Raw genomic sequence first — 25,514 nt, 5'->3', positions numbered from 1 at the left:
TGGGCACTGGGCATGGGGCATTGGGCTAATGACTAATGACCAATGACCAATGACTAATGACTAATGACTTATTTGAGTGTTTTGTTGAGGTCTTGGCCTAGTTGCAGTAGCCTATCTGCTGTGTTGTGTACGCCAAACTCGGCAGCCAGTTGCGCTCCCAGTGTGCCGTGGAGGTACATCAGAAACATGACGGCTACCCCTGTGAGTAAATAACTCCATTGCACTTGTCTGTCTGTCTGTCTATATTCTTCTTTGCTCCAAACGAAGCGCTGCCATCCTCTCCAGATGGTCATCACAACAATTACTGCTAATAAGAACACACCACCTACACCATGCCAAATCATGGTTTCCATTGCCTGCAATCCCCAGGCACTCTTCACATCAGCTGGTGGTGTTGCCAGCAGCATTTCGTAAAAACCTGCTCCCACCGTAAAAAATGTAATGATACTGGAAGCGAACATATTGTACCAGCCAACTTCAAAGAAGTTGTCACGTTCGACGGTAATTCCCAAAAATTTGAAGACCCATTTTTGGAAAGGGAACAAAACACCAACGATATCAAAGGTTATGCCAATGATGAATAAACCCAGTGTCAGGTGGACTAAGTTGGGATGAATGGGAATTGTATAAGGTAGTCCGTTTGCACCTAGTTGTGCGTTCAATTGGTCAATTAGTTCTGAGTTCATGGCAATAAACCATCCTTTACCGCTTCCACAACTGGTACTGTATGCAGTCCATACACCCAAACAAGTTGATCTCCGAGATATACCTGTACGCCAACTATTAAAGTTAAAATTAGTCCGGCTCCGAGATAATAAATCGGTACTTTTTGCGGGTTACGGGTACGAATCACATAGCGCCAAGCTGTAATCGCGGCGATGATTCCCGAAAGTGACCAACCAATCAATGTATGCAAATTCAGCACCGATTTAGCTAGGCTATAGGGTTGTGCTAAACCGGCTTCAAACTGACCAAAAATGATGGCAACGAAAATGGCGATCGTGGCGACAAACATATTCCACCAACTCACCTCAAACAGGCGAGTTTTACCAGTAAAATAGCCAACTACATCGCAGAAAAAGGAAAACAACACCATCGCAATTACGAAGTGGACAACGATGGGGTGAATCGTATCTGGATACGGCAAATTGTGGTCATTCAAAGATGTAAAATACTCAAGCATCGTGTTCTCCTGGACATATTTACCGCACTTGAACCGAATTTCATAGTTGTATGGACACTCACTAACATCACCACAAGTATCCATCCAGAAATGACCGGAATCTGTTCAACAGTTATTAGTTATCAATACCCTTTTAAAACCTCGATAACTGTTCACTGATTTAATATTTGCGCGGTGCAATATGTTTAATCATGTCTTAGCTTTTTGTGGTCAAATCTGGTGAATTTGCCTACAGACAATATTTTTGCTGACGATTCCTTTACTCATGCCGATACTCTGCAAAAGCAATTGTTAATGTAGCTAAACAAAGTTGCTGCTGTTTGTTGATTTGCTTAACCTATCTTTTAGCTTAAGTAAATTTTTATGAATTGTCAAAAGAATAAAAAATAAAACTTAAAAATCTATTTATTTAGCAAAAAAAACGTTTGATTAATGTATCTAACTTTGCATGAATTAAAATATTATTAAACATAAATGGAATACTTTTATGTAAAGTATTTCACATTTATAAAATATTTATTTGTAAAGCAAATGACAAAAATATATAATTTTCAATAGTTGTGGGAGAAGTAGGGAATGGAGAGCACAGGAGCAGAGAAGCAGGGAAGAAGTTCTAGCTGTCTTTCTCCTGTGCCCCTCTGCCTCATCTCAATGTCCTATGCTCTATAACCATATTCGGCGGGTATGAGGCCTAAATTAGTGTCATTTCAAATTGTAGTAATTGGTACTTCATTGGGTGGATTATCGGCACTGAAAATCGTTTTGGAGAGGTTGCCAGCGGATTTTTCAGTACCGATCGCGATCGTGCAACACCGTCACAAAGAATCGAACAGCGGACTCCAGCAACTATTACAAGAATCGATTTCCTTGCCGATTCGAGAAGTGGAAGACAAAGACGAAATTCTACCAAGACATATCTACCTAGCTCCAGCAGATTATCACTTGCTCGTTGAACCAGGTCACTTTGCTCTTTCTACCGATGAGCCTGTTTCCTATGCCCGACCATCAATTGATGTATTATTTGAGTCGGCAGCTGATATCTATGGTGATGAAGTTATCGGTATAATATTGACAGGAGCCAACCACGATGGTATGCAAGGCTTAAAAAAAATCAAAGCGCGGGGAGGAATCACTATTGTACAAGAACCTGCCACCGCTGAGAGCTGTATTATGCCAGAGGCAGCAATTTCTGCTGTTGCAGTAGACTGGATTTTGACACTCTCAGACATTGCTGACCAAATGGTCAAGCTTTGTTACTTATCACGGAAATAAACCCATGCAGATGGAACCTAAAGTAAACATCCTCCTGGTAGATGATAAGCTGGAAAATTTACTTGCACTAGAGGCAATCCTAGAAAAACTGGGTGAAAATCTGGTGAGGGCTACTTCTGGGGAAGAAGCTTTAAGGTGTCTGCTGCATCAGGACTTTGCAGTCATTTTGCTTGATGTGCAAATGCCAGGGATGGATGGCTTTGAAACTGCTACTTTGATTCGCAATCGCGGGCGATCGCGTCATACGCCAATCATCTTTCTTACCGCCTTCAGCACCAGCGACCAAATGCTTTTTAAAGGCTATGCCTTGGGTGCAGTGGATTATTTGCTCAAACCCCTCGACCCGAATATCTTAACTTCTAAAGTCACAGTATTCGCAGAACTATTCAAGAAAACAGAAGCTGTCAAGCTACAAGCAGCCCAGCTAGTAGCTGTTAATGCCGAACTCAGGCAAAGTGAAGAGAGATTTCGTTCTTTGAGTACCTGTTCGCCTGTTGGTATTTTTGAAATCGATACAGAAGGGCGCTGTCGGTACACGAATCCGCGTTATCAGACAATCTGTGGCATGAAAGCGGCAGAGAGCATAGAAAAAAGATGGCTGGAATCTGTTCATCCTGAAGATAGAGAACGAGCAGTTACTAGTTGGTCTGCCTATATTAATGAAGGTCGCGACTACTCCGAAGAATTTCGCTTTCAAACTGCTCATGGCAATGTTCGTTGGGTTCAGGTTCGCTCATCACCGATGCTTTCGGGCCAAGGGGAATTACTGGGGTATGTAGGCACTCTCGAAGATATTACTGAACGCAAGCAAGCAGAAGAAGTCCGCGCTCAAGTAATTCGAGAACAAACGGCAAGACAGGAAGCTGAAGCCGCAAATCGCATGAAAGATGAGTTTCTTGCTGTTCTCTCCCACGAACTCCGCACACCGCTAACTTCGATGCTTGGGTGGTCAAAAATCCTCCGTTCTAAGAAGCTTGATGATAAAGCTACTTCCCGCGCCCTAGAGGCGATCGAACGCAACGCCACATCTCAAATGCAACTGATTGAGGATATCTTGGATGTATCAAGGATTATCCGTGGTCAGTTGCGACTCAATATATGTGCTGTGAATTTGATCTCGGTGATGGAAGCAGCTTTAGAGGCAGTGCGTCCCTTGGCAGAAGCAAAAGATATTCAATTAAATACTGTTTTAGATACTTCTGTCGGGTCAGTATATGGCGATCCAGCCCGTTTACAGCAAGTTGTTTGGAATCTATTAACTAATGCCATTAAGTTTACACAAAAAGGCGGTAGGGTAGAAGTCATACTATCTACCTATTTTGGATATTCAATTAACGATACCCCTCCTTTAGGGAGTAATAAAGCGTCTTTAGGATTGGAATCTCAAGATGAAAATTCCAACTCCTCAAACACCGATCAAAGTAATAATCCAAAATGCCAAATCGTTCGACTGAGCGAGGCCGAAGTCCAAAATAAAAAATTCCAATACGCGCAAATTCAAGTAACCGATACAGGCATTGGCATCAGTCCAGAGTTTTTACCGAAAGTATTTGAGCGTTTCCGGCAAGCAGACAGCACTACAACACGATCGCACAATGGGCTAGGACTAGGATTAGCGATCGTCCGTCACTTAGTGGAACTACATAAGGGCACTATCTCTGCCGAAAGTCCAGGCACAGAAAAAGGAGCAACCTTTACTGTCAGATTGCCATTGCTACAAGACAATAGGAGTAACAAAGGCAGTAGACAAGCAGGAGAAATTTCCTCCTCTGAGGTCTCGACTCCCCTAGCTGGATTAAAAGTTTTAGTTGTAGATGATGAAGCCGATACCCGTAACTTTCTCAGTTTTATGTTTGAGGACTATGGGGCCGTTGCCACTGCGGTGGCATCAGTAGATGAAGCCCTAGCAGTACTAGAACAAGCAAAACCAGATATCCTGATTAGCGACATCGGTATGTCAGAGCAAGATGGTTATACGCTGATTCGTAAACTGCGTTCTTTAGAACCAGAAAAAGGCGGACGCATTCCCGCGATCGCTTTAACTGCATACACACGAGACGAAGATCGCTTACAAGCACTTGCAGCCGGATTTCAACAGCATCTACCCAAACCAATTGACCCCACTAAATTAATTGGTGTGGTTGTTAATGTATTGAAACTACCTGTGGAAGTTCCGGTCAGTTAGTGGGGACTGGGGCAGAGGAAGCAGGGGAGGCAGGGGAGGCAGGGGGAGAAATAAACTATAGGACTTACGCATCAAGACGAAAAATCAAGGGTTTAGGGAAGGGTGCAAGGGTATAGAGGTTTAGGGGTGTAGGTATTCAAAACCCTTACACCCATATACCCTAACCACCACTAACCCAGTCTCAACAGACAATCTTTGTGAGTAACTCCTGAAGTAATGACAAATGACTAATGACTAATGACAAATGACTAATGCCCAATCAAGAAGAAGTTAGGGCATGTTGTTTTAAAACCTCTAAGGAAACTACTTCTAAAGCTCTAGGGTGAGTTCCTGAGAGGATTACTGGAGGAGCAACGCCAGCATCAAGGGCTTCTTTCCACCGAGAAGCACACAAACACCAGCGATCGCCAGGTTTGAGTCCCGGAAAATTGAATTCAGGAACAGGTGTACTTAGGTCATTTCCCCGCGACTTGGTAAACTCAAGGAATTCTTGTGTTAGTTGGGCACATATAACGTGCGACCCAAAATCCTGACCACCTGTACGACACAAGCCGTCGCGGTAAAACCCAGTTATGGGGGAAGCGCAGCAAACTTCTAGCTCTCCACCGATTACGTTTGAATTCATTGCTTCACTTGCAGGAGTGTCATTTTGATTCTACCAAGATCGGATCGTTTGTGAAGAAGAATTCAAAATTCAGATTGCTTTCCTATGCTATTTGACCGAAACAGACTCCTGATACAAGCCCATAAATAAATTTAGAGGGATTATTAATTTTGAATTTTGTTAGCGTAGCGTTAGCGAGTCCGCGAGCGTCATTTTGAATTTTGAATTCGGAGCAAAGCGACGTGACTTTTGGCACTAACTGTTGTTTAGTTCCATTAAAGAAATTTTTTCGTTGGAATCAAGCCATTTTTCAAAATTATTTTTACAGCGTGGCCATTCTTTATCTGTCATAGCGAACCAATCAGTATCTCTGTTTTTTCCACGCACAAACATATGTTGTCGAAAACGACCTTCATAAATGAATCCCATACGTGCAGCGGTAGTCCGACTTGCATGATTGAGGGAATCACATTTCCACTCAACTCTACGATAAGAATGGCGATCGAAAAGATGTTGAAGTAATAAAAACTGTGATTCTGTATTCACTTTACTTTTGTGGACTGCCGGAGTAAACCATACATGACCGATTTCAGCACGACCATGATTGTGAGCGATCGCCAGTAATGCTACAATCCCCACTGGAGTATTTGCTGAGTTTTCAAAGACTGTCCAAGTCAGAGGATCGCATTTCCCTGCTAGGTTTGTTTCCATCCAGTCTTTCATCATAAAAGGGGTATCAAATGGCCCATAAAATAAATAATTCCATACAGCTTCCTTTTCCGGACTACCATGTGAAGCTGCATATAAAGCATTTATATCTCTTTCTGGAATTAAGGGAATAAGTGTGACAAATTTACCATTTAGTTGAAAAAAATCAGGTGGTTGCCAAGTTCGATTTTGCATAAGTTTATAACTTTTTGTACAGTGACAAGTTAAATGACGTTGAGACGAATTAGTGTCATCGAATTAAACCTTACGCATATAGGCTTGCAGATGTTTGCGTTGATATAACTTGTAGGCTCCCGGTGCTACTTTTGGGCTTAAAGCTAGAGAATGCAAGCTTTACACCTTCAATGACATTAATTTGACACAGAGACAATTAAAAAGTCACTGTACAACTCTCCACTAATTTTCTCAAAAAATTTGCCGAGGATTTTACACAATTGATTATTGTTACTAATTTCTGCAATATCTTTCTATTATCTGTATTTTTCATCCAGATGTACTAAAATTTAGCGATCGCCCTGTGCCAGTTGCGTCTGTCACATAATACTAATGTACTAATATTTAGCGATCGCCTGTGCCAGTTGCGTAAGTCCTGTTATAGACACTATCTATGGATTTGATGCAAAAAATCGTCTGGCTTTATATAGTGATTGGGTCAATTATAGGAGATATAGTCAATCCTTAATCCCACAACACAAAGATGGTCAAACTAGTAGCCTTAGATCCAACCCAAACAACTGGCAAAGTCAGAGAGTTATTGGCTCAAGTCCAAGGACAATTGGGTATAGTACCGAACATGATGCGGACAATGGCAAACTCGCCCGCTGTGCTAGAAGGTTATTTGAGCTTTAGCAACGCCTTGGGTGGAGGTGTTCTCAGTCCTCAATTACGCGAGCAAATTGCCTTAGCAGTTGCCGAAATTAATAGCTGTGAATATTGTTTATCAGCACACACTACCATCGGGAAGATGGTAGGGTTGAGCGAGCACGATCAGATATCTGGTCGCCTCTCATTTTCCGACGATCCAAAGATTGATGTAGCATTGAAATTTGCCCGCGCGATCGTAGTTAACCAGGGTAAAGTAACTACGGACTATCTTAACCGTTTACGCCAAGCGGGTTATGTCGATGCTGAAATTGCCGAGATTATTGCCAATGTTATCCTCAATATCTTCACCAACTACTTCAACCACATAGCTGAAACCGAAGTAGATTTCCCTAAAGTACTACCCAAAGACGCGAAGGTAGCCTAAATTAACAGCTTGAACTTACCACTACAGTCATAAGTATGAACGCGCCTACCCTACTTTCTATTCAAGTCAGTTTACCAAAACATTTTGGCGTTGAAGGTGCATCCGACCCAAATAACCGTCCTTGGTCAACAGGGATTTTCAAGGAACCAGTCCAAGGATCTATTTGGTTAGGAGAAACCAACCTGATTGGTGACGGTCAAGCAGACTTGACCGTCCACGGTGGTCCAGAAAAGGCAGTGCTTAGCTACTCAGCTGAGCATTATCCTGGGTGGAATCAAGAATTAGCCCCCTTGAAGATGCCATACGGAGCATTCGGTGAAAATTTTACTATTTCTGGACAAACAGAGGAATCTGTCTGCATTGGCGATACTTATGCGATCGGCGAAGTCTGCGTGCAAGTCTCACAACCGCGTTTACCATGTTGGAAGCTTGCTCGTAAGTGGCAACTCAAAGACCTACCCACTCGAGTCCTGAAAACTAACCGTGGTGGTTGGTATTTTCGGGTGCTAACAGAGGGTTATGTCAAACCTAATCTGGTGGTGAAACTTGTCGATCGCCCTTTTCCTCAATGGACAATTACTCGCGTTATGGAAATTTATCTGCGACGTCAAGACCGAGATGCTGCGGCTGAACTGGCCCGGTGTCAACTCTTGGAGCAAAATTGGCGTCAGATATTTTACCAATACGCTGCTAGTAACACTAATTTTAAACCTTGAGTGCCTTTTTCCAGATTATGCCCTTATTAGGGCTGTCAGCAAACTTAACTTTATTAAGTTTTGTTATGAAAATTGAAATCATGCATAAACTAAGTTGATTTTGCTGACCCTGATTAAGGCGCTGAAGGTAATAATTCAACTTACTTCAAAATTGTCAATTTTTGACAGACTAAACTAAGTTTCAAAAAAAAATGCATAAAAGCTAAATTATGCGCTGATAGATTAATAAGATTACGTCTGGAAGCCGCTGATTGATAACAGAATAAAATTAAAACTTACAGAATAAAAGAAAAAGAATTAGCATTTATAAGTCAAAAATTATAACCAATCTCCTATATTCATCAAATGTTATCCTGATTTTTGAACTATTCTAATTCCTGAATTATTACTGTAAAAGTTAGAACATTTTTTCTCCTAAAAAATAGGTTACTTAATCTCAAAAATACCTATTGAATGAGAATATTACTAGTATTTTACTAAATACACTTAAAGCATCAATTATGTTCAGAAAATTAATAGAGATTAATCATGGTCAGAATAGATGAACCATCTTTAGCTAATATTCTCGGATTTATGGCATTAGCTAGCTATTCTCTTACATTACTTCCCACAATTCTGAGAATTGTTTTTCCCCAAACTAAAGAGACTGGCATTCCTAAATGGCTGCTGAAACGTCGCCGCATTATCGGTATTATTTCTTTCTTTTTAGCTTTAGGTCACGGATTGCTGATGGTTGAGAAAAGAAATTTTGATTTTTTTGACATAAAAACATCTTGGATTTATATCCAGGGAATAAGCACTTTTATAATTTTTACACTTTTAGCTATAACTTCTAACGACTGGAGTGTAAAAAAGCTGAAAAAAAACTGGAAGCAATTACACAAACTGACTTACTTTGCTATGTTTCTTTTGACCTGGCATATCTGGGACAAGATGTCTGGACATTGGACATATTTAACGCCTATTAGTATTGTGGCTATTGTTTCACTTACAGTTTTATTTATTATCAGGCTTGGGCTTGAATACCAGGCTAAAAAACAAAAATACGAGGGTAATAAAACTCAAGAAAACTTGCCAATTAACATCACTAAATAACTCACTATTTGTTAAATATATTGTGTAATTGGAGAGACTATTGATGCTGTTAAAACCAGTTTATAATAAATTTACAACAGGGTTGGCAATTAGTACCACAGTCGCCTTGATAGCAATCAGTTTGTCTAGATTACAGTCGCCATTGGAAATGTTTACAGATGGTGTTAGATCTCTGCCAACCATTCAACCTTATCGCACCCTCAAAGACCATTCAGTGTGGATTTATGCGATCGCCATTACTCCGGATGGCAAGACTCTCGTCAATGGCAGCTATGATGGCACGATTAAGATTTGGGATCTACATAGTGGCAAATTAGTCTATACCCTCAAAGGTCATGCTGATGCCGTAACATCCCTCGCCATCAGTGCTGATGGCCGTATCCTTGCTAGTGGCAGCTGGGATAACCGGATTAAGCTGTGGAATCTGGAGACAAGTACTCTCATGAGTACCCTTGATGGACATAAAGATGATGTAGAGGCTGTTGCTATAAGTGCCAACGGGAAATTACTTGCGAGTGGCAGTGCCGATAAGACCATTAAGCTTTGGAATCTGGACACCGGCAAACAACTCTTTACGCTCCAAAATGCAGACTGGGTGAGGTCTATTGCTTTTAGTCCCGATAACCAGACCTTAGTGAGTGGTAGCATGAATGGCTACATAAAGATTTGGCAGTTAGATACTCGCAGTCCTATGCTTGTGCACACCATAATGGGACATTCTGGAGCTGTGTGGTCTGTTGCCTTCAGTCCAGATGGTCAAACTTTAGCTAGTGGCAGTGTTGATAAAACAATCAAGCTGTGGCATTTGAGCGATCGCAAAGTGTTACATACACTGGCGGGGCATTCTGGAGCCGTCTGGTCTGTTGCTTTCAGTCCAGATGGTCAAACTTTAGCTAGTGGTAGTTATGACAGAAGAATCAAGCTATGGGATCTAGCTACTGGTCAACTTATAGATAACTTTGTAGGGCACGCCAACCCCGTGTGGTCTGTTGCTTTCAGTCCGGATGGTCAAACTTTAGCTAGTGGTAGTGGCGACCAAACTATCAAACTTTGGTCTGTCAAGAGTGACACAACTTCTCAATCTAATACTCAAAATTTCAACAATACGCTTTCAAAGACCGAATACAAAGATTTCGACAAAATGCGGTAATGAAATATAGCCAACAATATTTAACCTCAAACCTCACATCGAGTCTTCAAAAATGGACTTTGCAGTTAAATGAACGAAGCCCACCACTATAAATTAAAGAGGAAAATCATCTACTTTCTAACTTATAGAGGCAGATTTAGTCGAGAGTATCTCAGCTTCGCAAAAATATTTGGAAAACAATACGAAAAGCATCAATCTCAGTTTGTAGATCAGTTTGTAACTACAAAAGTGCAAAAGTTAGATGCACCCAATTTAGTCTGTGTGACTGTGATTTTAACCGCCTAACTGGATAAGGTTTGAACTTAACTTTACCCATAGTGGGACAAAAACAAACAAAATACAAAGGAATTTTATGACAGATCAAGTTATCAATTGGAACAATGTATATCTACAAGCAATCCGTCTAAACGGCGGTGCTCCTGGACCGATCGCCCGTACAGGTGCTATGTTACATGCTGCAATATATGATGCAGTCAATTCCATCGAGAAGACACACAAACCATATTTAGAAATCATCCCAGCAAATCCAGGGGCTTCCAAAGAAGCGGCAGCAATTTACGCTGCATATACTGTATTAACCAGCGACATTGTTTATCCCAATGCTAATTTTCCCAAGTCCAAGGATAAAAACAATAGCTTCTTCGATGCAGAACGCAAAAAAGCCATTGAAGAACTTGAAACAAGTGGTGTATCGCTACAGAGCATCGGAGATGGTAAAGAACTTGGCATAGCAGCGGCTCAAGCAATCATTCAAAATCGCCAAGGGGACGGGTATAACGACAACACCCCTTATACTCCTGGAAATCAGCCCGGTGATTGGCGTCCAACCGGTTCTGGCGCTCCAGTTACTCCGAATTGGGGTAAAGTGAAACCTTTCTCAAAGACACAAATAGAGCGCTTCCGTCCAACTCGACCAGCTGGCTTCAAGACCAAACAGGCTCTGCTTGCCAGCGTCGAATATGCTGCTCAAGTCAATGAAGTAAAACGACTTGGTTTTGCTAACTCTAGCGATCGCACCCAAGAACAAACTGATATTGCTCTTTTCTGGGCAAACGATCTTGATGGAACCTATAAGCCACCCGGACAACTGTATAGCATAACCCAGATTGTCTCTAAATTGAAGGGTCTGAGCTTTTCCGAGAATGCACGACTGTTTGCCCTTGTGGGTTTAGGTTTAGGGGATGCCGGAATCTTGGCTTGGGATGCCAAGTACGACACCGATTTGGACTTGTGGAGACCAGAGAGTGCAATTCAATTGGCAAATACCGATGGAAACCCTGCAACCATCGCCGACCCGACCTGGAAACCTCTGTCGCCCAATCTTGATGGCACTCGTTTTTCGCCTCCGTTCCCAGCGTATATTTCTGGTCACGCAACTTTCGGAGCCATCCATTCAGGCATCCTACGCAACTTCTTTGGCACGGACAATGTTACCTTCACGGCAACATCTGAAGATCCAGCTGCTAGGGGTAATAATGGCATTAGGATCACACGCACATTTAATAGTTTCTCCTCAGCAGCTTTGGAAAATGGCCGCAGCCGTGTTTATCTCGGTGTCCATTATCAATGGGATGCAGATGCTGCTTATGTCTCTGGCACCAAATTGGCAGATTTCGTGTTTGAAAACTTCCTAACACCGACATCATCTGCGGTATCTGTGACCTTGAAAGTCAGTATTCAAAACCTAGCGCCAGAAAAGGGCACGTTCCTTACTCCCCTTTGGTTTGGTATACACAATGGCACATTTAAGATCTACGAGCAAGGCAAATCCCTGGCGAACCCACGTTTGGAGTCTTTAGTGGAGGATGGCTTAACTGAACCCTTTGCTGAGTTCTTTTCTGAGAGTGGATCGGGTCTTGTCCAAGGGACAATATTCGGTGGTCCCGCTCGTCCCATTGCTCCAATTGCCCCTGGTCAAACTGCCTCAGTGACTTTAACGGTCAATAAGAACCAGATTTCGAGTAGCCAGTATTTCAGCTACGCAACAATGGTCATCCCTAGTAATGATGCCTTCATTGCTAACGATAACCCGCTTGAACACAAAATCTTTGATTGTGATGGGAATTTTATCCCTACTAGCTTTGTAGTAACTGGCGCTGAGGTAAACGATGCTGGTACTGAAGTCAACGATGAAAATCCCACAAATACTGCTTTCTTCGGTCAGCAGGTTCCTAACACTGGCATTCCTGAAGAAGAGGGTGTGGTTCTTCAACACCCAGGCTTTATCCCAAATGGGCCGATTCTGAGCGATTCTAGATTTGTTAATGCTGATTTTACGGTTCCAGGCTACCAGATAGCACGCATTACGATTGAGAAATTGGCATAGTCAAAATAATTCATAATGAATATAGGACTCCTCCAAAGATTTTGAAAACATACTAAGAGTGAAAAGCCCGTTTGAGCGACGTTTTATCTGAAATATTGTTGAGAATCATACAGGAGTCTTATAATTAATAATTCATAATTAAAATCCCATCCATGAATGCACTTTATTGATTAAGAAATAAATTTATTTCATCCATCAATTGAAGGGGTTGTTTCCAAAATTATGAATTAATAATTATTCTGGTTATCGCAATACCAGAAAAAAGACTAGGGAAGGTTAACACAAAAGGGTTTTATAAGATTTAGTTCAGATTTTATAAAACCCTAATGGAACTTTGAAACGCTCTTGCACCTACAATATGGGAAAAAGTAGCGAACCTGACACTAACTCATCACGCAACGTTTGAAAGGTATGCTAACACAGGGTTACAAAAATAGAATTGCTATTTAACCCGAAATTCTCAGACAAGCTTGTTTGTCTACTACCAATTAAACTTTACCCTATTCGGTACAGCATTTGACAACGTAGCTATGCGTTGATAAGTTGCTAATTTTTGGTATGAAACACCGTTATAGACAACGAAAAGCAAGCCTATTTACCTTTTAGTTGTGATAAAAGGCTCAATGCCAGTTTGATAACCATAGTTCCTAAAAAATAGGAATTCACATTAATTTTACCAAGGAATAAATATCATGTTGCAATTGAATTACTCTGAAAGACTATCAGTTAAATCTGACTTAGTACAGGCCAATTCCTGGGAAGTGCTTAAGGAATATTTTAAGCAGTATGTTTACCCCATCGAGCAAGTCGAAAATTTGGCACATGAAGCTTTTCAAAAGAAAGGAGGTCTAGCTTGGCGAAAAATTCAGTTCCTTTTATTTGACATGAACTTGCGCTTGATGCGAGAAGGGTTTGGGTTAGCAACTCCTCGCTTCCTCAGAGAATGGGAACTTCGCCACCTGATTGAGCAGGTTGAGCAGCAATACTTACCCCAGGAACAACCTCCTGCTGAACTCGATCGCTTTGAAGTTTTCATGCCGTGGCTAAAAGAGCGCATTAGTCAGCATCGCGTCAACCACCATCCTCTATTTGACCTGTTCGATCGCGATGAGTTGACCAATGAAGAAGTCCGCTACTTCCTTGCTAATTACCGAGTCAACATGCAACGCTTTCACCTACACGTTGCCGCCTTCAGTCTGATTGTGCCTTTTGAGATGCGCGAAGAACTCTATCACAATCTCCATGATGAGTTTGGCCAGGGAGATTTCGCCCAGGCTCACCCCAATTTATTTGAACCCCTAATGGATTACTTCGGCGGAGCGCGAGAAGAGGATATTAACGCAGAGACTTGTCACCTACTCAATACCAAGATTAACCTTTGCTGGTTTGCTGATGGACTTCACTATGGCATTGGCGGGATGGGAGCTTTAGAATTGGCAATTCCCCTCCAACAGCGCCGAGTTTTAGCACATCTGCGTCGTCGCGGTTTGAGTGAAGAGATGGTGAAATTCTTCGTCGTTCACTGCGAACTTGATGAAGACCACGGGGAAGGGTGGTTTGCTGCGGGAAAACCCTACATAAACACCTCTGAAGATTTGCAAAAGGTGTTCTCTAGTGCAATGCGGATGCTCGAAGCCAGAGCCGGAGTTTATGATGGCATTCTCAAGGGCATTTTAGAACGCCGCAACCAAGGCAACAAAGGATTCTCCTTCACTTAAACGCCTTGCGTAGGTGCTTGAAACGATCAAAGCCCAAGTGTATGTCTTTGCCGTTACGGTTTAAGCATTGGTGGCAGTACTAACTAAACGAAAAGGAATACAAGCTATGCCGCTCATCACACTAAGGGCTAATAATATATCTTCTGAGAAGATTAGAAACAGCCTTGCTGAAAGTTTATCTCTGATAACTGAGAACATTCTGAGGAAAAATAAACAAGTAATTGTTGTTCGTTTTGAAGCCACCGATCGCCAAGCGCAATGGTATGTAGGGGGTGCTGTTAAAAGTGATGATCAAGCAATTTTTGAGTTGAGCATTTTTATCACAAAAGGAACAAATACCGACTCAGAAAAAGCCGAGTGGATAGCACAAGCCTGGAGACTCGTTACAGAGGCTCTTGGCAGTGCGCCCCACCCCAACTATATTTCGATTCAGGAAATAGATGGAAAAAGCTGGGGTTACAACGGTCTTAGCCAGGAACAAAGAAAGATTCAATCAACTTAAATATTGAGAAGCAAATGTCACAGAACAACCAAATGTCAACAATACCCTCATTGGGATACAACGGCACAAACAAAGTTGATGCCCCAATTCCCAGAAATGGCCAATTGATGAGCAATGGACAAGTAAAGTTCGACCCATTTCCATATAATTCCATCAACGACCGAGTAATTAAGTTCCTGGGTATGGAAAGTGTTTCCTTACCGGACGATCTTGAGTTCGTACCTTATCAACCAGAGGTGAGAAAAGGTGTTGGGATTCACACAATCTTTAGTCTGGTAGATCAAGATCCGCAAGGCCCTGATGCTGCAATTCTTAAATATGAGCCAGGTGCATTTATCGCCTTGCATGAACATATCGGATATGAAATGGTCGTGGTGTTAACCGGGGATTATATAGAAAATGGTGTGACGTTCTTGCCCGGCTCCTTAATACTTCGCTCACCAGGCACCTTTCATACAATGGCTTCCATCAATGGCTGCACCATTTTGGCTACGCGTTATATCAAGGTCAAGCAACGGCCTGATTTGTGGAACGAGTTTGCTTCAGGCAATGAAGATGTTAAGCCTGTTTGAGGATAGTTGTTGGTGTGAATTACTCTGATTTGGCGGTGATGGAAGAGGATAGGGGACAATCTTTATTAACAATTCAAAATTCAAAATTCACGCATTAAAGACAATTTCAGACGAAGAGGAGTGCGGTCTTGGGGTCTCCCCAAGAGGAGCAACTCCGGGGGATTTAAACCCCGACTGAAACTGGGGCTACCTGTAGAGGTAGGGGTCTTAAACCCTTTTATTTACGATAAATCTCTCTCCTTGTCTCCCGCTCCCCTTGTCCTCTTTTGGTCAGAGTACCAAAATCTTCAACGGTAGTTTCTTTGTTTTGGTTACGCATACATTCTGGCACCATAACCAAGGGGGTTGTGAGTATTTGTATTACTAAATTTTACAATCTAAGTAAAATTATTTACATAATAAGTAATTTTACGGCTACTTTATACTCCCCGATTGCTATATCACTTCTAATTAAAAAGAACTTATGCATTCTTATGTACCCTTAAGTCCAACCACTTTCTTAGAGCGCAGTGGTCAGGCATTTCCTAACCGAAGCGCGATCGCCTACCCTGATGGAATAGTGACTTATGCCCAGCTATTGCACCGTTCTCGCTGTCTGGCACAAGTACTGAAGCGACTTCAGGTAGAGTATGGAGATCGGGTTGCTCTCCTGACAGAAAACAATCAACAGACAATCGAAGCCCACTTCAGCATTCCAGCGATCGGTGCAGCGATCGTCATGCTTAATCCTTGGCTGGCACCACAAGACCTCTTATCCTTACTGGATTATTCCGAGGCGAAAGTCTTGATTGTGGATGCTTCCTTGAGCGAGAAAATCCTCCTTGGCCCTCAGATTACCCTTTCCCACTTGCAACAAGTTATTGTTATCAATCGCGCTGCCAACCCAATCGATTCTGGAGTCCTCGACTACGAAACCTGTCTGGCGGGCGAAAATGGGGATTTTCGGCTGGATCAAACCGTTGTCAGCGAACTCGATCCCCTCGCCATCAACTTTACTTCCGGTACTACTGGCCGTCCAAAAGGGGTAATTTGCAATCACCGAGGTGCTTACCTAAATGCACTAGGGCAGGCATTGATGATTGGAGTCAACCGAACCTCGAAGTATTTGTGGCTGCTCCCCATGTTTCATGTGAATGGGTGGGGGCATATGTGGGTAAATGTTGCCGTGGGAGCCACTCAAGTTATCCTGCCAAGTCATCAAATCCGAGATACCTCTGTGGTGTGTCAGGCAGTCTCCAAGTATCAAATTACCCACCTATCTGGTGCGCCTCGCCTTGTGCGATCGCTAGCATCAGCTCCTGGCGACAAAGAAGCATTTCGGGGGCTGACGATTACCACAGGGGGAGCTGCTCCTGCTCCCACGCTGATCCAGCAATTAGATGAGATGGGAGTTAAGCTCATCCATCAATATGGGTTAAATGAAACCTTCGGCCCCTACACCGTCTGTGAAGAGCAAGAAGAGTGGCAGGCATTGCCCCCTTCCAGCCGCGCCCTCAAGCGCGCCCGTCAAGGAGTGGCAACTATCCATGCCGGAACGGGGTTGCGAGTGGTCGATGCCTCAAAGCAAGACGTTCCTTGGGACGGTTCAACCTTGGGGGAAGTGATCGTGGCGGGTAATACAGTAGCGCCAGGCTACTATAACAATCCGGAAGCTACTGAAAAAGCCTTCCGAGATGGGTGGTTCCACACCGGTGATGTGGCAATTATTTATCCAGATGGCTATCTGGAGATTCGAGACCGCCTGAAGGATTTAATTTACGTAGAAACTGACTACGGTTGGGAGAACATTTCCTCTATTGAGATTGAGAATGTGCTGTGCCGACACGAACAGGTGCGAGAAGCTGCGGTCATCGGTATCTCACCTGAAGAGCTAGGAAAAAACCGCACCCTACTGGTGGCTTTCGTCGAAGCAGGTAACTCCCAAGGCGTGACCGGAAAAGACTTGCGCGATTTTTGTGAGTCTCAACTTGCTTCTTACAAGCAACCTCAAGTGTTTTTCTTTGCCGACTTGCCTAAGACGGCAACGGGTAAGGTTCGCAAGGATTTGTTAGTAAAGGAGGCGCTGAAACGCTGCCAACTGAAGGTTTAAAAATATTCAGATTAGGACTAGACAGACTTGTCTGTCTAAAGTATTCTTATTTTATGACCTCACAAAATTTATCTGGTGACTCCAGTACAAAAATCTTAAAAACGGCATCTAGGCTGTTTTACGAGCAAGGCTACCATGTTACTGGTATTAATCAAGTGATTGCCGAAGCAGGGGTAGCCAAAGCAAGTTTTTATCACCACTTTTCCTCCAAAGAAGAGTTGTGTATAGCGTACTTGCACAAGCGCGATCAAGATTGGTTTTCCTGGTTGCAGCAAGAGGTTGAACAGTATGAAGATGACCTAGAACGTTTGTTGAGCCTGTTTACTTTTCTAGAACGGTGGTTGCCTGATAGCAACTTTAGAGGTTGTGCTTTCTTAAACATCGCCTCCGAATTTCCGTCACCCGACAGTAAAATTCGGCTCTTGGTTGTAAATCACAAAAATGCTTTGCACGATTATATTAGGCAACTTGTTGAAAGATTGAATATTTCAACCCCAAAAAATAACACAGCAATGTTGGCGGATTTGATCTATCTTCTGTTTGAAGGAGCAATTACTAATAGTCAAATTTATCGGTCAACAGAGTCTATTCAAGCTGCACGAGAAGCAGTTAAGCAATTAATTAGTTCACAATAAAGAATTCAGGAGTCAGAACTCAGAATTCAATTTTGAATTCTGTGCGACTGGTGGATAGCGCAGGCGTAGAGAGCGTCAAAATTTCTGAATTGTGTATTCTTTTTCAACCATTTATTTTTTTAACCGTGTTAGACAGACCAGTCTGTACAAAGTAGCTAATAATTTGAGGTAAATGTGTATGGTTAGGCAATCAAACAGCGATACTGGTAACACCAGAAAAACAGCGTCTCGGATAAATCTCTTTGAGAAGCTAAAAGGGGATAACACTAAACTACCTCCTAAGCATTCGGCTAAAGCAATAATACTTGCTTGGTTAGGGGGATTTCTGGCAATAAGTGCGGTTGCACTTCTCTCCAATACATATTCTGTACCACTTGTACTAGGCTCTTTTGGAGCATCGTGCGTTTTGGTCTTTGGGTTTCCAGATGTGCCGTTTTCACAACCGCGAAATGTGCTTGGAGGTCACTTTTTGAGTTCCTTTGTTGGTTTGGTATGCCTGACGCTTTTTGGAGCAACATGGTGGTCAGTTGCGATCGCTGTTGGTACTGCCATTTCTGTGATGATGCTTACCCGAACAACTCACCCACCAGCAGGCTCCAATCCAGTTATTATTTATCTAACAAAACCAGTCTGGAGTTTTCTGCTGTTTCCCACTGTTTTTGGAGCAATAGTTTTAATCTTAGTTGCACTTCTCTATAATAATTTTACCCGCGAAAGTAGATATCCGAAATATTGGTGAAGCAAATTGGGCATCGTGCCCGAAATTAAGTGTCAGTCTACTTTTACAGCAGTTTTCTTTTGCATGAAGTACAAAGCTACGGGTTTGGAGACAGGAGGTAGGAGGTAGAAACTCTTTATATCTAATTTTGAGTTCTGCATTTTGTACCTCACTTACTTGCAAACTGTTGTAAGTTTGCTAACAGCATCGGTTGCTTATTTCATGACTACTATTACTCTTTGAGGAAGACTACTGCTTTTGAGCGCACTCCCTTTGTACCAATTGTAAGTAGTTGCAAAGTTGCGAAATACACTAACAAGCTCTGACTCCTGTCGCATTCTCCAAATCAGTCCAACTGTGCGAACGAGATTTAAGTTAGTAATAGGAATGTATGCAATCTCAGGTATACCTTGCCATTCTGGCATAATCGCCACTCCTAAACCTGCTATAACCAAAGATATAACCCACTCCTCATGATCCGCTTTGTACACAGTATGCAGATTAATACCTTGGGATTCAAACAAATTCTGCGATTCTCCCCACATTTCACAATTGATCCGCTCGATATATGGGAGTCCATCTAGTTCAGCCAAGCTGACAGTTTCCCTTTGAGCCAGTGGATGTGTTTTGGCTACTGCTAGTAGGCGACGTTGTTCAAATAGAGGTAGAGAGGTTTTAGAATCTACACAGCTCCCCAATACCGAAACAGCCAAATCGATTTCGCCTTCCTGTAACCATCTTCTCAGTTCTTCAATATTGCCATCGCACAATTCGATGGACATATTAGGATACTTTGCCCGAAAACCACCAATCAGCCCAGATAATTCAGTAATCCGAATTGTCCGCAGAGCGCCGATTTTCAGCGTTTCCTTAGTTTGGAAGCCCTTGAGTTCACGCATTGCTGACTGATATTCATCCAAGATCGTCTTTGCTTTTTCTAAAAAATGCTTGCCCGCAGGAGTTAGAATGGCACGTCTTCCCCCACGCTCGAACAAAGTAACACCTAGTTCTTGCTCTAGTTTTTTAATACCTGCTGATAAAGAAGGCTGAGAGACAAATAGATGTTCCGCAGCTTTGGTAAATCCACCCATCTCTGCAATTGCCAAAAAATACTTAATTTGATAAACATCCATTAGTAGTACGTATCTGACTTTTATTGTAATATAGGAATCTACACAGTGAAGTTACAAAAATCCAGATTTTTCCGGTGGAATATTTTTACTGGAGCAATGGTTCAGAAAAAATCAGTATCATCAACGAAGTAATACACGGCTAGATGAGGAAAGAGAGCAACTATTACCGCGAGTGGCAATAGTTGCTTTTGTTGGCATCACCGTGGTCGGGTAGCAGTACCATATGCCAAAAGAACATTTAATGGATAGCGGGTATACTGCTGCTGAGTATTTGGTCAATAGCAAAACTGATTATGACGTAGAAATAATTGGGCCAGTGCGACCAGACCCCAGTTGGCAAGCTTTCATCTGGGCAGGGATTCGATGTAACTAATTTTGTATGTGATCTAGGGGCTTGCGACCCCTCCTGTTGAGAGAGCGACCAAATTAAAAATTTGGTCGGGGTCTTAACCCTTGTTCCCTAGCGGTCACGGGCATCAGAATCTGGAGTCACAATTCCATAAAAGCCTTCTGCCCTCTGCCTTTCTTCGATCAATAAAGAATTCTCGCGCATACGCTCGTCTTTTACCATTTTTATATTGACCAATGCATATCGAATCAACAGAAATGAATTTGCTCACACCATCTAGCAAATTACCTCTACATAGCAAGAGAATTTTAGTCACAGCACCGAGAAATTATGCTTGTAGGTTGTCTGAACAAATTATCAAAAAAGGTGGGCTACCTGTTTTGATGCCTACTATCGAAACCTGTTATTTATCAAACTATACTCAGTTAGACAACTCTTTGAGCCGCATAAAAGAATTTGATTGGATTATTTTCACAAGCAGAAACGGAATCATTGCATTTTTTCACCGCATGAATGATTTAAATATTCCTGTATCTGTGCTAGAAAATTGCCAATTATGTGCATTGGGAAAAGATTCAGAAAGCTTATTCTCTTTTAGTGGTAAGGTAGATTTAATTCCCAGAGAATCTAGTCCAGCCGGAATTGTCGCAGAATTAGAAAAAATTGCCGAAATTCATCAAAAAAAAGTGCTTGTGCCTGCTCCAGAAGTTGTGGGTTTGCCGGAACCTAATGTTATACCCAATTTAGTTACAGACTTAGAGAATTTAGGCATACAAGTAACTCGCGTTCCTGCATATATCACACAAGGTTTAGATAAAAATATCTACAGTATTGAATTAGACTTGATGCGTCAAGGTAAGATAGATGCGATCGCTTTTAGTAGCACCGCAGAAGTAGAAAGCTTTTTGAGAATGGTCAACTCCCCAAGGGATTATGGAGATTGCGCGATCGCGTGCTTTGGCCCGTACACAACAGCTAATGCTCAAAAATTGGGAATGAATGTCTCCATCGTGTCTAAGGATTATAGTTCATTTGAAGGATTTGCTGAAGCGATCGCCACATTTTTCGCTCTGTAATTTTCCTGTCCACCTTATGGTAGATGTAAACTAGCCCCACTGCTGCTTTTTGAATTTAGAAAAGTCAACCACAAATAACTCTAGACTAGCAGCACATAAACCCGTAGTATCGAAAATGGAGTTTATATTAGTTAGGGATTTTTACATGGCAACTTACAAGGTCACATTAAAGACCCCAGATGGTGAACAAGTAATTGACGTTCCTGATGATGAGTACATCTTAGAGATTGCTAACGAGGAATACAATCTGGACTTACCTTACTCCTGCAACGCTGGTTCTTGCTCTACCTGTGTCGGCAAGCTGGTTTCAGGTACAGTTGACCAATCGGATCAGAACTTCTTGGACAACGATCAAATGGATGCGGGATGGGTTCTCACCTGTGTTGCCTATGCCACTTCTGATTGTGTGATCGAAACACATCAAGAGGAAGCGCTCAACGCTTAACTTAAGAAATCTGGATTTAATAAAGAGCAAGTTTCTAGAGTGCGTTACGGACATTCTCCATAACGCACCTCAAATCTCAAGTAGTGGGTTACCCAAGGTGATAACCCAACGCCAGTTACTACAACTTTGGCAACCAAAGCAACCCACTGGCTACTCTACAAGATTTAAAATTTTGCACTTTCCAAAAAAACCTGTATAGGCCCATTAAATCATGCTAAAAAGCGCTCACTTTTGGAGAGCGCTTTTTATTACATTGAACGGATTTTACAAGTAAAACCGAAAATTAGCCAACCGATGGTAAGTTAACTTTGACCACTCAGGTAGCATTTTCCACAACTTGCAAATCCACATCTTGAGCTTGAATTCCTGGAAGTTCTAGCTTCAAAAAAGAAGTCCGAAAATTGTAGATTTTCATACTTAGTAAAATCTGGCTATGGATGGTAATAATTACACTGATTGAATTGCATTTTTGGATTTTTCTAGAGATAATGAAAGACTTATAACCAACTGCTCACAACAGATATGTCAATAAGTTGGATTTACCTCATTGCAGCAATTCTTTTTGAAGTTTCAGGTACAACTTGCATGAAACTATCAGAAGGATTTACTAAAATAGTCCCTTCAGTGTTAATATTTGTTTTCTATGGATTTTGTTTTACTTTTTTGACCCTGGCTCTCAAAAAACTTGAAATCAGTGTAGCTTATTCTGTTTGGGCGGGATTGGGAACTATCCTAGTAGCTATGATTGGTATAATTTGGTTTCGTGAATCTGCCACATTAACCAAGCTTATTTCCATTTCCTTAATAATTATTGGCGTAATTGGCATAAATTCCAGTCGATGATTAAAAAAGGCTAGTATCGCCGTGAAGTCAAAAGGCACTGCTCAATACGTCCTATCTATTTTTGGATCGAGCAATTAAACGGTTTCCTCAAATAAAAATACCTCGTCTTTTAAGAGGGACGAGGGAAATTAACCAAAACTCATTATTCTGTTTGTTGCTGCTGTAGTCAATACATCAGCAATTTTTATTGTTCCGTTAGCAGAGCTAAGTTAACTGAATGTAGCCAAAAGTATAGTAAACGTCGGTAAATATAGCCCACAAGTAATTGACTTTTAATACTCTACCAGAAACAATCAAAATCATGCTGCCAAGTTGGCAAGTTTTTTATACACTTAGTCAGAACATTCAGCAATGGCAAAAATTCAAACTTGCGTCGTTGCACGAGTTGGTAAAGTAACCTTTAATCGCTGAAACATTGCTTCCCGTGCTTGCAAAGCAAGATCATCATCTAATGGTTCTAGGGTAATTGCCTGCTGATACTTTAGCCGCAATGCGGTTTGAATTAACCAATCAGCCACGAAGGGATTTTTAGGTAACAAAGGACCGTGAGAATAAGTAGCGATCGCATTTTGATAAAACGCTCCCTCTGTCCCATCTTCACCATTATTGCCTAAGCCGTACACCACTCGCCCCAAAGCTTCTACTTTTCCCAGCTTGGTACGTCCGCCGTGATTTTCAAAGCCTACTAAATACGGCGTACTACCCGTCATCTCTGCTAAATCCCGCGCTAGACGTGAAGCTGTCACTTCAATTACTAAGTTGCCTATACAACGCTTAGTATTTTCACCAGGATGTACAGAAACTAAATCGAGTATTCCTAAACCTTCAATACGTTGTCCCAAGCCGGGTTCGTAATAGTGTCCCAGCAATTGGGGAGAACCACAGGTAAAAACTCCTGGTGTCCCATTTTCGATTTTCTCGCGCATGGCGTCAGCTTTCGCGCCTTGCAAATCACGCATGACAATTTCTTGCTGACGGTCTTGTGCGCCACCACCCACTATGACATCTACAGATTTAATATCAGCTGCTGTGGCATTTTGATCTAGGGGTAATATTTTAACAGTGTATCCCCGCCACTGAGCGCGACGTTCTATAGTAATCACATTACCGCGATCGCCATAGGTACTCATTAACGTCGGATACAACCAACCAATTGTTAATTCTAAATTTTGGAAACTCATAAATTTAGGGAATGGGGCATGGGGCACTTGTACTGAGCGTAGCCGAAGTATGGGGGATGAGGGAGACGCAGGGACACGGGGACGGGGGGACACAAAGAAAAACAAATGACAAATGACCAATGACAAATGACAATTTAAAGAATTTTACGACCCGTGAGAACTTCTCGCACTTCTAGCATGGCTGAATAAGTGGGGAGAATGTGCAAAGTTTCATTGTCTGGTGTATGCTCTAGGGCAGTAGCGATCGCCTGTCGCAAATCTTCTTCGACAATTAAATTTAATGTACTCTCAGGAGATTTTTGGCTGTAACGCAGGCGTAGTGCCATATCATAAACGCGATCGCCACTTACCACTAAAGTTCCTCCACGTTCGACTAATTTCTCAGTATCCACGTCCCAAATCCAGGATACATCAGTGCCATCGGGGGTGCGATCGTTTAATACTAGCAATGTAGTTTTATCTGTACTTTGAGTCACCACACGAATTGTTTCATTTGTGCCTACAGGATTTTTTGATAACAAAATCCGTACTTTTTTACCATTAATTACTAAATCTTCAGCGCGACCAAAAGCGGCTTGGAAGTTGTTAATAGTATCTTTAATTGTTGCTTCATCAACTCCTAACTCTTTAGCTGCTGTTACTGCTGCCAAAGTATTGTATTTGTTATATAAACCAACTAGAATTTGCGGCCATTTACTACTTTCCAGGCTAGGTTGACTTTTACTAAAACCACACTTTGGACAAGTAAAATCTCCCAAATGCGACAAGTAAACACCTTTATAATCTAATGAATGGCCACATTTTGGACAATAGATAGAATCAACAGCGTGAGGAATTGCTTCTAGATAATGTTCTGGTTCATTCAAACCAAAGAATAACACCCGTTGGGGTAACTGCTGACCAAGGTTGGATAAAGTTGGATCGTCAGCATTAGGAATTACTACCGTTTCTGGCGGTAGCGTCGAGATTACCTTTGTCCAACGCTTACTAATTGTGTCTACTTCCCCGTATCTATCGAGTTGGTCGCGGAACAAGTTTAAACAAAGAATAATTTGCGGTTGGAGTGGAGTTAAGACTTTCGGTACAATATTTTCATCAACTTCCAAAATGGCGTAATCAACATTTAGCGTTCCCACTAAATTAGTGCTTGACAACAAAGCTGTCATCAAGCCATTTTCCAGATTTGCACCTGTAGAATTATGAGCGATGCTGTAACCTTTGTTTTCTAGTATTGTTTTTAAAAGCAGCGATGTTGTAGTTTTGCCATTAGTACCGGCAATTAAAATCACTCCTTTTTTAACTTGCTGACTCAATAATTGTAAAAGTCGGGGTTCAATGCGACGAGCAATTGAGCCTGGTAATACACTAGCAGCACCGAGACGCAGCGATCGCACTAAAAACGTCACGCTTTTTGCTACTGACACAGCAAAACCTAATCGCACTCTATCTATAACTTGTATTTTGTTTCCCACATTCGTACCCTAGTCTTCTGGCGGTTGTTAATTGAAAGTTTTTAGTTGCAAATTTAATTTTGTGAGTTTAGCGAATCCTAGCCGAAAATGCCAGTGTCAACATTTAAGAGGCGGGGAGAGGCAGGGGAGGGGCAGGGGGCAGGGGAGGCAGGGGGAGATGAGGAAGTGTTACAACTAGAAGTTTAAGGTTCAGAGGTTCAGCGACGAACCTCAGATATTCAGCGACGAACCTCAGATATTCAGCGACGAACCTCAGATATTCAGCGACGAAC

Annotated in this window: 24 protein-coding genes; 17 read left to right on the top strand and 7 right to left on the bottom strand. The window is 42.0% G+C overall.

Annotation, left to right across the window (positions count from 1 at the left end; genetic code table 11):
* Nucleotides 1-68 precede the first annotated feature (68 nt).
* Nucleotides 69-686, bottom strand: a complete 618-nt coding sequence (locus ACM0OY_RS08315; protein ID WP_414568392.1) for a DUF2231 domain-containing protein — start codon at nucleotides 684-686, stop codon at nucleotides 69-71.
* Nucleotides 683-1,183 (bottom strand): DUF2231 domain-containing protein, encoded by a 501-nt coding sequence (locus ACM0OY_RS08310; RefSeq protein ID WP_414568391.1) that lies wholly within the window; start codon nucleotides 1,181-1,183, stop codon nucleotides 683-685. The genes ACM0OY_RS08315 and ACM0OY_RS08310 overlap by 4 nt, the downstream gene beginning before the upstream one ends.
* Nucleotides 1,184-1,882: 699 nt before the next feature.
* Between ACM0OY_RS08310 and ACM0OY_RS08305 the strand changes: the two genes are divergently transcribed.
* A complete protein-coding gene (locus ACM0OY_RS08305; RefSeq protein ID WP_414568390.1) occupies nucleotides 1,883-2,455 on the top strand; it encodes a chemotaxis protein CheB in 573 nt (190 codons plus the stop codon).
* A 4-nt stretch (nucleotides 2,456-2,459) separates the two neighbouring features.
* On the top strand, nucleotides 2,460-4,640 hold the full coding sequence (locus tag ACM0OY_RS08300; protein WP_414568389.1) for a response regulator: 2,181 nt from the start codon (nucleotides 2,460-2,462) through the stop codon (nucleotides 4,638-4,640).
* 259 nt (nucleotides 4,641-4,899) lie between these two features.
* On the opposite strand, the gene ACM0OY_RS08295 is transcribed toward ACM0OY_RS08300, so the two are convergent.
* Nucleotides 4,900-5,265: a DUF2237 family protein gene (locus ACM0OY_RS08295; RefSeq protein ID WP_414568388.1), complete on the bottom strand. Its 366-nt coding sequence runs from the start codon at nucleotides 5,263-5,265 to the stop codon at nucleotides 4,900-4,902.
* Between the two features lie 234 nt (nucleotides 5,266-5,499).
* Nucleotides 5,500-6,147 (bottom strand): GNAT family N-acetyltransferase, encoded by a 648-nt coding sequence (locus ACM0OY_RS08290; RefSeq protein ID WP_414568387.1) that lies wholly within the window; start codon nucleotides 6,145-6,147, stop codon nucleotides 5,500-5,502.
* Nucleotides 6,148-6,670: 523 nt separating this feature from the next.
* Here ACM0OY_RS08290 and ACM0OY_RS08285 point away from each other — a divergent pair.
* The 11 genes from ACM0OY_RS08285 (at nucleotide 6,671) to ACM0OY_RS08235 (ending at nucleotide 18,764) form a co-directional block, all read left to right on the top strand.
* The gene (locus tag ACM0OY_RS08285; protein ID WP_414568386.1) at nucleotides 6,671-7,222 is read left to right on the top strand and encodes a carboxymuconolactone decarboxylase family protein; all 552 of its coding nucleotides are present in this window, start codon (nucleotides 6,671-6,673) and stop codon (nucleotides 7,220-7,222) included.
* A gap of 35 nt (nucleotides 7,223-7,257) precedes the next feature.
* Complete coding sequence (locus ACM0OY_RS08280; protein WP_414568385.1) at nucleotides 7,258-7,938, top strand: MOSC domain-containing protein; 681 nt, start codon at nucleotides 7,258-7,260, stop codon at nucleotides 7,936-7,938.
* A 528-nt stretch (nucleotides 7,939-8,466) separates the two neighbouring features.
* Nucleotides 8,467-9,033 carry a ferric reductase-like transmembrane domain-containing protein gene (locus tag ACM0OY_RS08275; protein ID WP_414568384.1) on the top strand — a complete coding sequence of 189 codons (567 nt, stop codon included), beginning with the start codon at nucleotides 8,467-8,469 and terminating at the stop codon, nucleotides 9,031-9,033.
* 43 nt (nucleotides 9,034-9,076) lie between these two features.
* Nucleotides 9,077-10,183 (top strand): WD40 repeat domain-containing protein, encoded by a 1,107-nt coding sequence (locus ACM0OY_RS08270; RefSeq protein ID WP_414568383.1) that lies wholly within the window; start codon nucleotides 9,077-9,079, stop codon nucleotides 10,181-10,183.
* A gap of 352 nt (nucleotides 10,184-10,535) precedes the next feature.
* Nucleotides 10,536-12,509, top strand: a complete 1,974-nt coding sequence (locus ACM0OY_RS08265; RefSeq protein ID WP_414568382.1) for a spondin domain-containing protein — start codon at nucleotides 10,536-10,538, stop codon at nucleotides 12,507-12,509.
* 692 nt (nucleotides 12,510-13,201) lie between these two features.
* Nucleotides 13,202-14,227 (top strand): iron-containing redox enzyme family protein, encoded by a 1,026-nt coding sequence (locus tag ACM0OY_RS08260; protein ID WP_414568381.1) that lies wholly within the window; start codon nucleotides 13,202-13,204, stop codon nucleotides 14,225-14,227.
* A gap of 106 nt (nucleotides 14,228-14,333) precedes the next feature.
* Nucleotides 14,334-14,729 carry a hypothetical protein gene (locus ACM0OY_RS08255; protein ID WP_414568380.1) on the top strand — a complete coding sequence of 132 codons (396 nt, stop codon included), beginning with the start codon at nucleotides 14,334-14,336 and terminating at the stop codon, nucleotides 14,727-14,729.
* 14 nt (nucleotides 14,730-14,743) lie between these two features.
* On the top strand, nucleotides 14,744-15,301 hold the full coding sequence (locus tag ACM0OY_RS08250) for a cupin domain-containing protein (protein WP_414568379.1): 558 nt from the start codon (nucleotides 14,744-14,746) through the stop codon (nucleotides 15,299-15,301).
* Between the two features lie 463 nt (nucleotides 15,302-15,764).
* On the top strand, nucleotides 15,765-17,390 hold the full coding sequence (locus tag ACM0OY_RS08245; RefSeq protein ID WP_414568378.1) for an AMP-binding protein: 1,626 nt from the start codon (nucleotides 15,765-15,767) through the stop codon (nucleotides 17,388-17,390).
* A 53-nt stretch (nucleotides 17,391-17,443) separates the two neighbouring features.
* Entirely contained in the window at nucleotides 17,444-18,025 is a 582-nt protein-coding gene (locus ACM0OY_RS08240; RefSeq protein ID WP_414568377.1) for a TetR/AcrR family transcriptional regulator, read from the top strand.
* A 178-nt stretch (nucleotides 18,026-18,203) separates the two neighbouring features.
* Entirely contained in the window at nucleotides 18,204-18,764 is a 561-nt protein-coding gene (locus tag ACM0OY_RS08235; protein WP_414568376.1) for an HPP family protein, read from the top strand.
* Nucleotides 18,765-18,958: 194 nt separating this feature from the next.
* Here ACM0OY_RS08235 and ACM0OY_RS08230 read toward each other — a convergent pair whose 3' ends face one another.
* On the bottom strand, nucleotides 18,959-19,876 hold the full coding sequence (locus ACM0OY_RS08230; protein WP_414568375.1) for a LysR family transcriptional regulator: 918 nt from the start codon (nucleotides 19,874-19,876) through the stop codon (nucleotides 18,959-18,961).
* A gap of 223 nt (nucleotides 19,877-20,099) precedes the next feature.
* Between ACM0OY_RS08230 and ACM0OY_RS08225 the strand changes: the two genes are divergently transcribed.
* The 4 genes from ACM0OY_RS08225 (at nucleotide 20,100) to ACM0OY_RS08210 (ending at nucleotide 22,589) form a co-directional block, all read left to right on the top strand.
* Nucleotides 20,100-20,249 carry a hypothetical protein gene (locus tag ACM0OY_RS08225; protein WP_414568374.1) on the top strand — a complete coding sequence of 50 codons (150 nt, stop codon included), beginning with the start codon at nucleotides 20,100-20,102 and terminating at the stop codon, nucleotides 20,247-20,249.
* A 212-nt stretch (nucleotides 20,250-20,461) separates the two neighbouring features.
* A complete protein-coding gene (locus tag ACM0OY_RS08220; RefSeq protein ID WP_414568373.1) occupies nucleotides 20,462-21,301 on the top strand; it encodes a uroporphyrinogen-III synthase in 840 nt (279 codons plus the stop codon).
* A gap of 145 nt (nucleotides 21,302-21,446) precedes the next feature.
* Nucleotides 21,447-21,746 (top strand): ferredoxin, encoded by a 300-nt coding sequence (locus ACM0OY_RS08215; RefSeq protein ID WP_414568372.1) that lies wholly within the window; start codon nucleotides 21,447-21,449, stop codon nucleotides 21,744-21,746.
* A 522-nt stretch (nucleotides 21,747-22,268) separates the two neighbouring features.
* Complete coding sequence (locus ACM0OY_RS08210) at nucleotides 22,269-22,589, top strand: DMT family transporter (RefSeq protein ID WP_414568371.1); 321 nt, start codon at nucleotides 22,269-22,271, stop codon at nucleotides 22,587-22,589.
* A 362-nt stretch (nucleotides 22,590-22,951) separates the two neighbouring features.
* Here the strand turns inward: ACM0OY_RS08210 and ACM0OY_RS08205 are convergent, their stop codons facing one another.
* Together ACM0OY_RS08205 and ACM0OY_RS08200 are read right to left on the bottom strand one after the other, a co-directional pair.
* Complete coding sequence (locus ACM0OY_RS08205) at nucleotides 22,952-23,770, bottom strand: type 1 glutamine amidotransferase (protein ID WP_414568370.1); 819 nt, start codon at nucleotides 23,768-23,770, stop codon at nucleotides 22,952-22,954.
* Nucleotides 23,771-23,904: 134 nt separating this feature from the next.
* Nucleotides 23,905-25,242 carry a MurT ligase domain-containing protein gene (locus tag ACM0OY_RS08200; protein ID WP_414568369.1) on the bottom strand — a complete coding sequence of 446 codons (1,338 nt, stop codon included), beginning with the start codon at nucleotides 25,240-25,242 and terminating at the stop codon, nucleotides 23,905-23,907.
* Between the last annotated feature and the right edge of the window lie 272 nt (nucleotides 25,243-25,514).

The organism is Nostoc sp. CCY 9925 (genome assembly GCF_963920935.1).
Taxonomy (GTDB): domain Bacteria; phylum Cyanobacteriota; class Cyanobacteriia; order Cyanobacteriales; family Nostocaceae; genus Nostoc.
This window is presented reverse-complemented; position numbering and strand designations above follow the sequence as displayed.

Excerpts from the sequence above, each read along its gene's own strand:
- ACM0OY_RS08315 (WP_414568392.1), bottom strand. The coding sequence starts at position 686 with ATGAACTCAGAACTAATTGACCAATTGAACGCACAACTAGGTGCAAAC.
- ACM0OY_RS08310 (WP_414568391.1), bottom strand. The coding sequence starts at position 1,183 with ATGCTTGAGTATTTTACATCTTTGAATGACCACAATTTGCCGTATCCA.
- ACM0OY_RS08300 (WP_414568389.1), top strand. The coding sequence starts at position 2,460 with ATGCAGATGGAACCTAAAGTAAACATCCTCCTGGTAGATGATAAGCTG.
- ACM0OY_RS08295 (WP_414568388.1), bottom strand. The coding sequence starts at position 5,265 with ATGAATTCAAACGTAATCGGTGGAGAGCTAGAAGTTTGCTGCGCTTCC.
- ACM0OY_RS08290 (WP_414568387.1), bottom strand. The coding sequence starts at position 6,147 with ATGCAAAATCGAACTTGGCAACCACCTGATTTTTTTCAACTAAATGGT.
- ACM0OY_RS08285 (WP_414568386.1), top strand. The coding sequence starts at position 6,671 with ATGGTCAAACTAGTAGCCTTAGATCCAACCCAAACAACTGGCAAAGTC.
- ACM0OY_RS08280 (WP_414568385.1), top strand. The coding sequence starts at position 7,258 with ATGAACGCGCCTACCCTACTTTCTATTCAAGTCAGTTTACCAAAACAT.
- ACM0OY_RS08275 (WP_414568384.1), top strand. The coding sequence starts at position 8,467 with ATGGTCAGAATAGATGAACCATCTTTAGCTAATATTCTCGGATTTATG.
- ACM0OY_RS08270 (WP_414568383.1), top strand. The coding sequence starts at position 9,077 with ATGCTGTTAAAACCAGTTTATAATAAATTTACAACAGGGTTGGCAATT.
- ACM0OY_RS08265 (WP_414568382.1), top strand. The coding sequence starts at position 10,536 with ATGACAGATCAAGTTATCAATTGGAACAATGTATATCTACAAGCAATC.
- ACM0OY_RS08260 (WP_414568381.1), top strand. The coding sequence starts at position 13,202 with ATGTTGCAATTGAATTACTCTGAAAGACTATCAGTTAAATCTGACTTA.
- ACM0OY_RS08255 (WP_414568380.1), top strand. The coding sequence starts at position 14,334 with ATGCCGCTCATCACACTAAGGGCTAATAATATATCTTCTGAGAAGATT.
- ACM0OY_RS08250 (WP_414568379.1), top strand. The coding sequence starts at position 14,744 with ATGTCACAGAACAACCAAATGTCAACAATACCCTCATTGGGATACAAC.
- ACM0OY_RS08245 (WP_414568378.1), top strand. The coding sequence starts at position 15,765 with ATGCATTCTTATGTACCCTTAAGTCCAACCACTTTCTTAGAGCGCAGT.
- ACM0OY_RS08240 (WP_414568377.1), top strand. The coding sequence starts at position 17,444 with ATGACCTCACAAAATTTATCTGGTGACTCCAGTACAAAAATCTTAAAA.
- ACM0OY_RS08235 (WP_414568376.1), top strand. The coding sequence starts at position 18,204 with ATGGTTAGGCAATCAAACAGCGATACTGGTAACACCAGAAAAACAGCG.
- ACM0OY_RS08230 (WP_414568375.1), bottom strand. The coding sequence starts at position 19,876 with ATGGATGTTTATCAAATTAAGTATTTTTTGGCAATTGCAGAGATGGGT.
- ACM0OY_RS08225 (WP_414568374.1), top strand. The coding sequence starts at position 20,100 with ATGCCAAAAGAACATTTAATGGATAGCGGGTATACTGCTGCTGAGTAT.
- ACM0OY_RS08220 (WP_414568373.1), top strand. The coding sequence starts at position 20,462 with ATGCATATCGAATCAACAGAAATGAATTTGCTCACACCATCTAGCAAA.
- ACM0OY_RS08215 (WP_414568372.1), top strand. The coding sequence starts at position 21,447 with ATGGCAACTTACAAGGTCACATTAAAGACCCCAGATGGTGAACAAGTA.
- ACM0OY_RS08210 (WP_414568371.1), top strand. The coding sequence starts at position 22,269 with ATGTCAATAAGTTGGATTTACCTCATTGCAGCAATTCTTTTTGAAGTT.
- ACM0OY_RS08205 (WP_414568370.1), bottom strand. The coding sequence starts at position 23,770 with ATGAGTTTCCAAAATTTAGAATTAACAATTGGTTGGTTGTATCCGACG.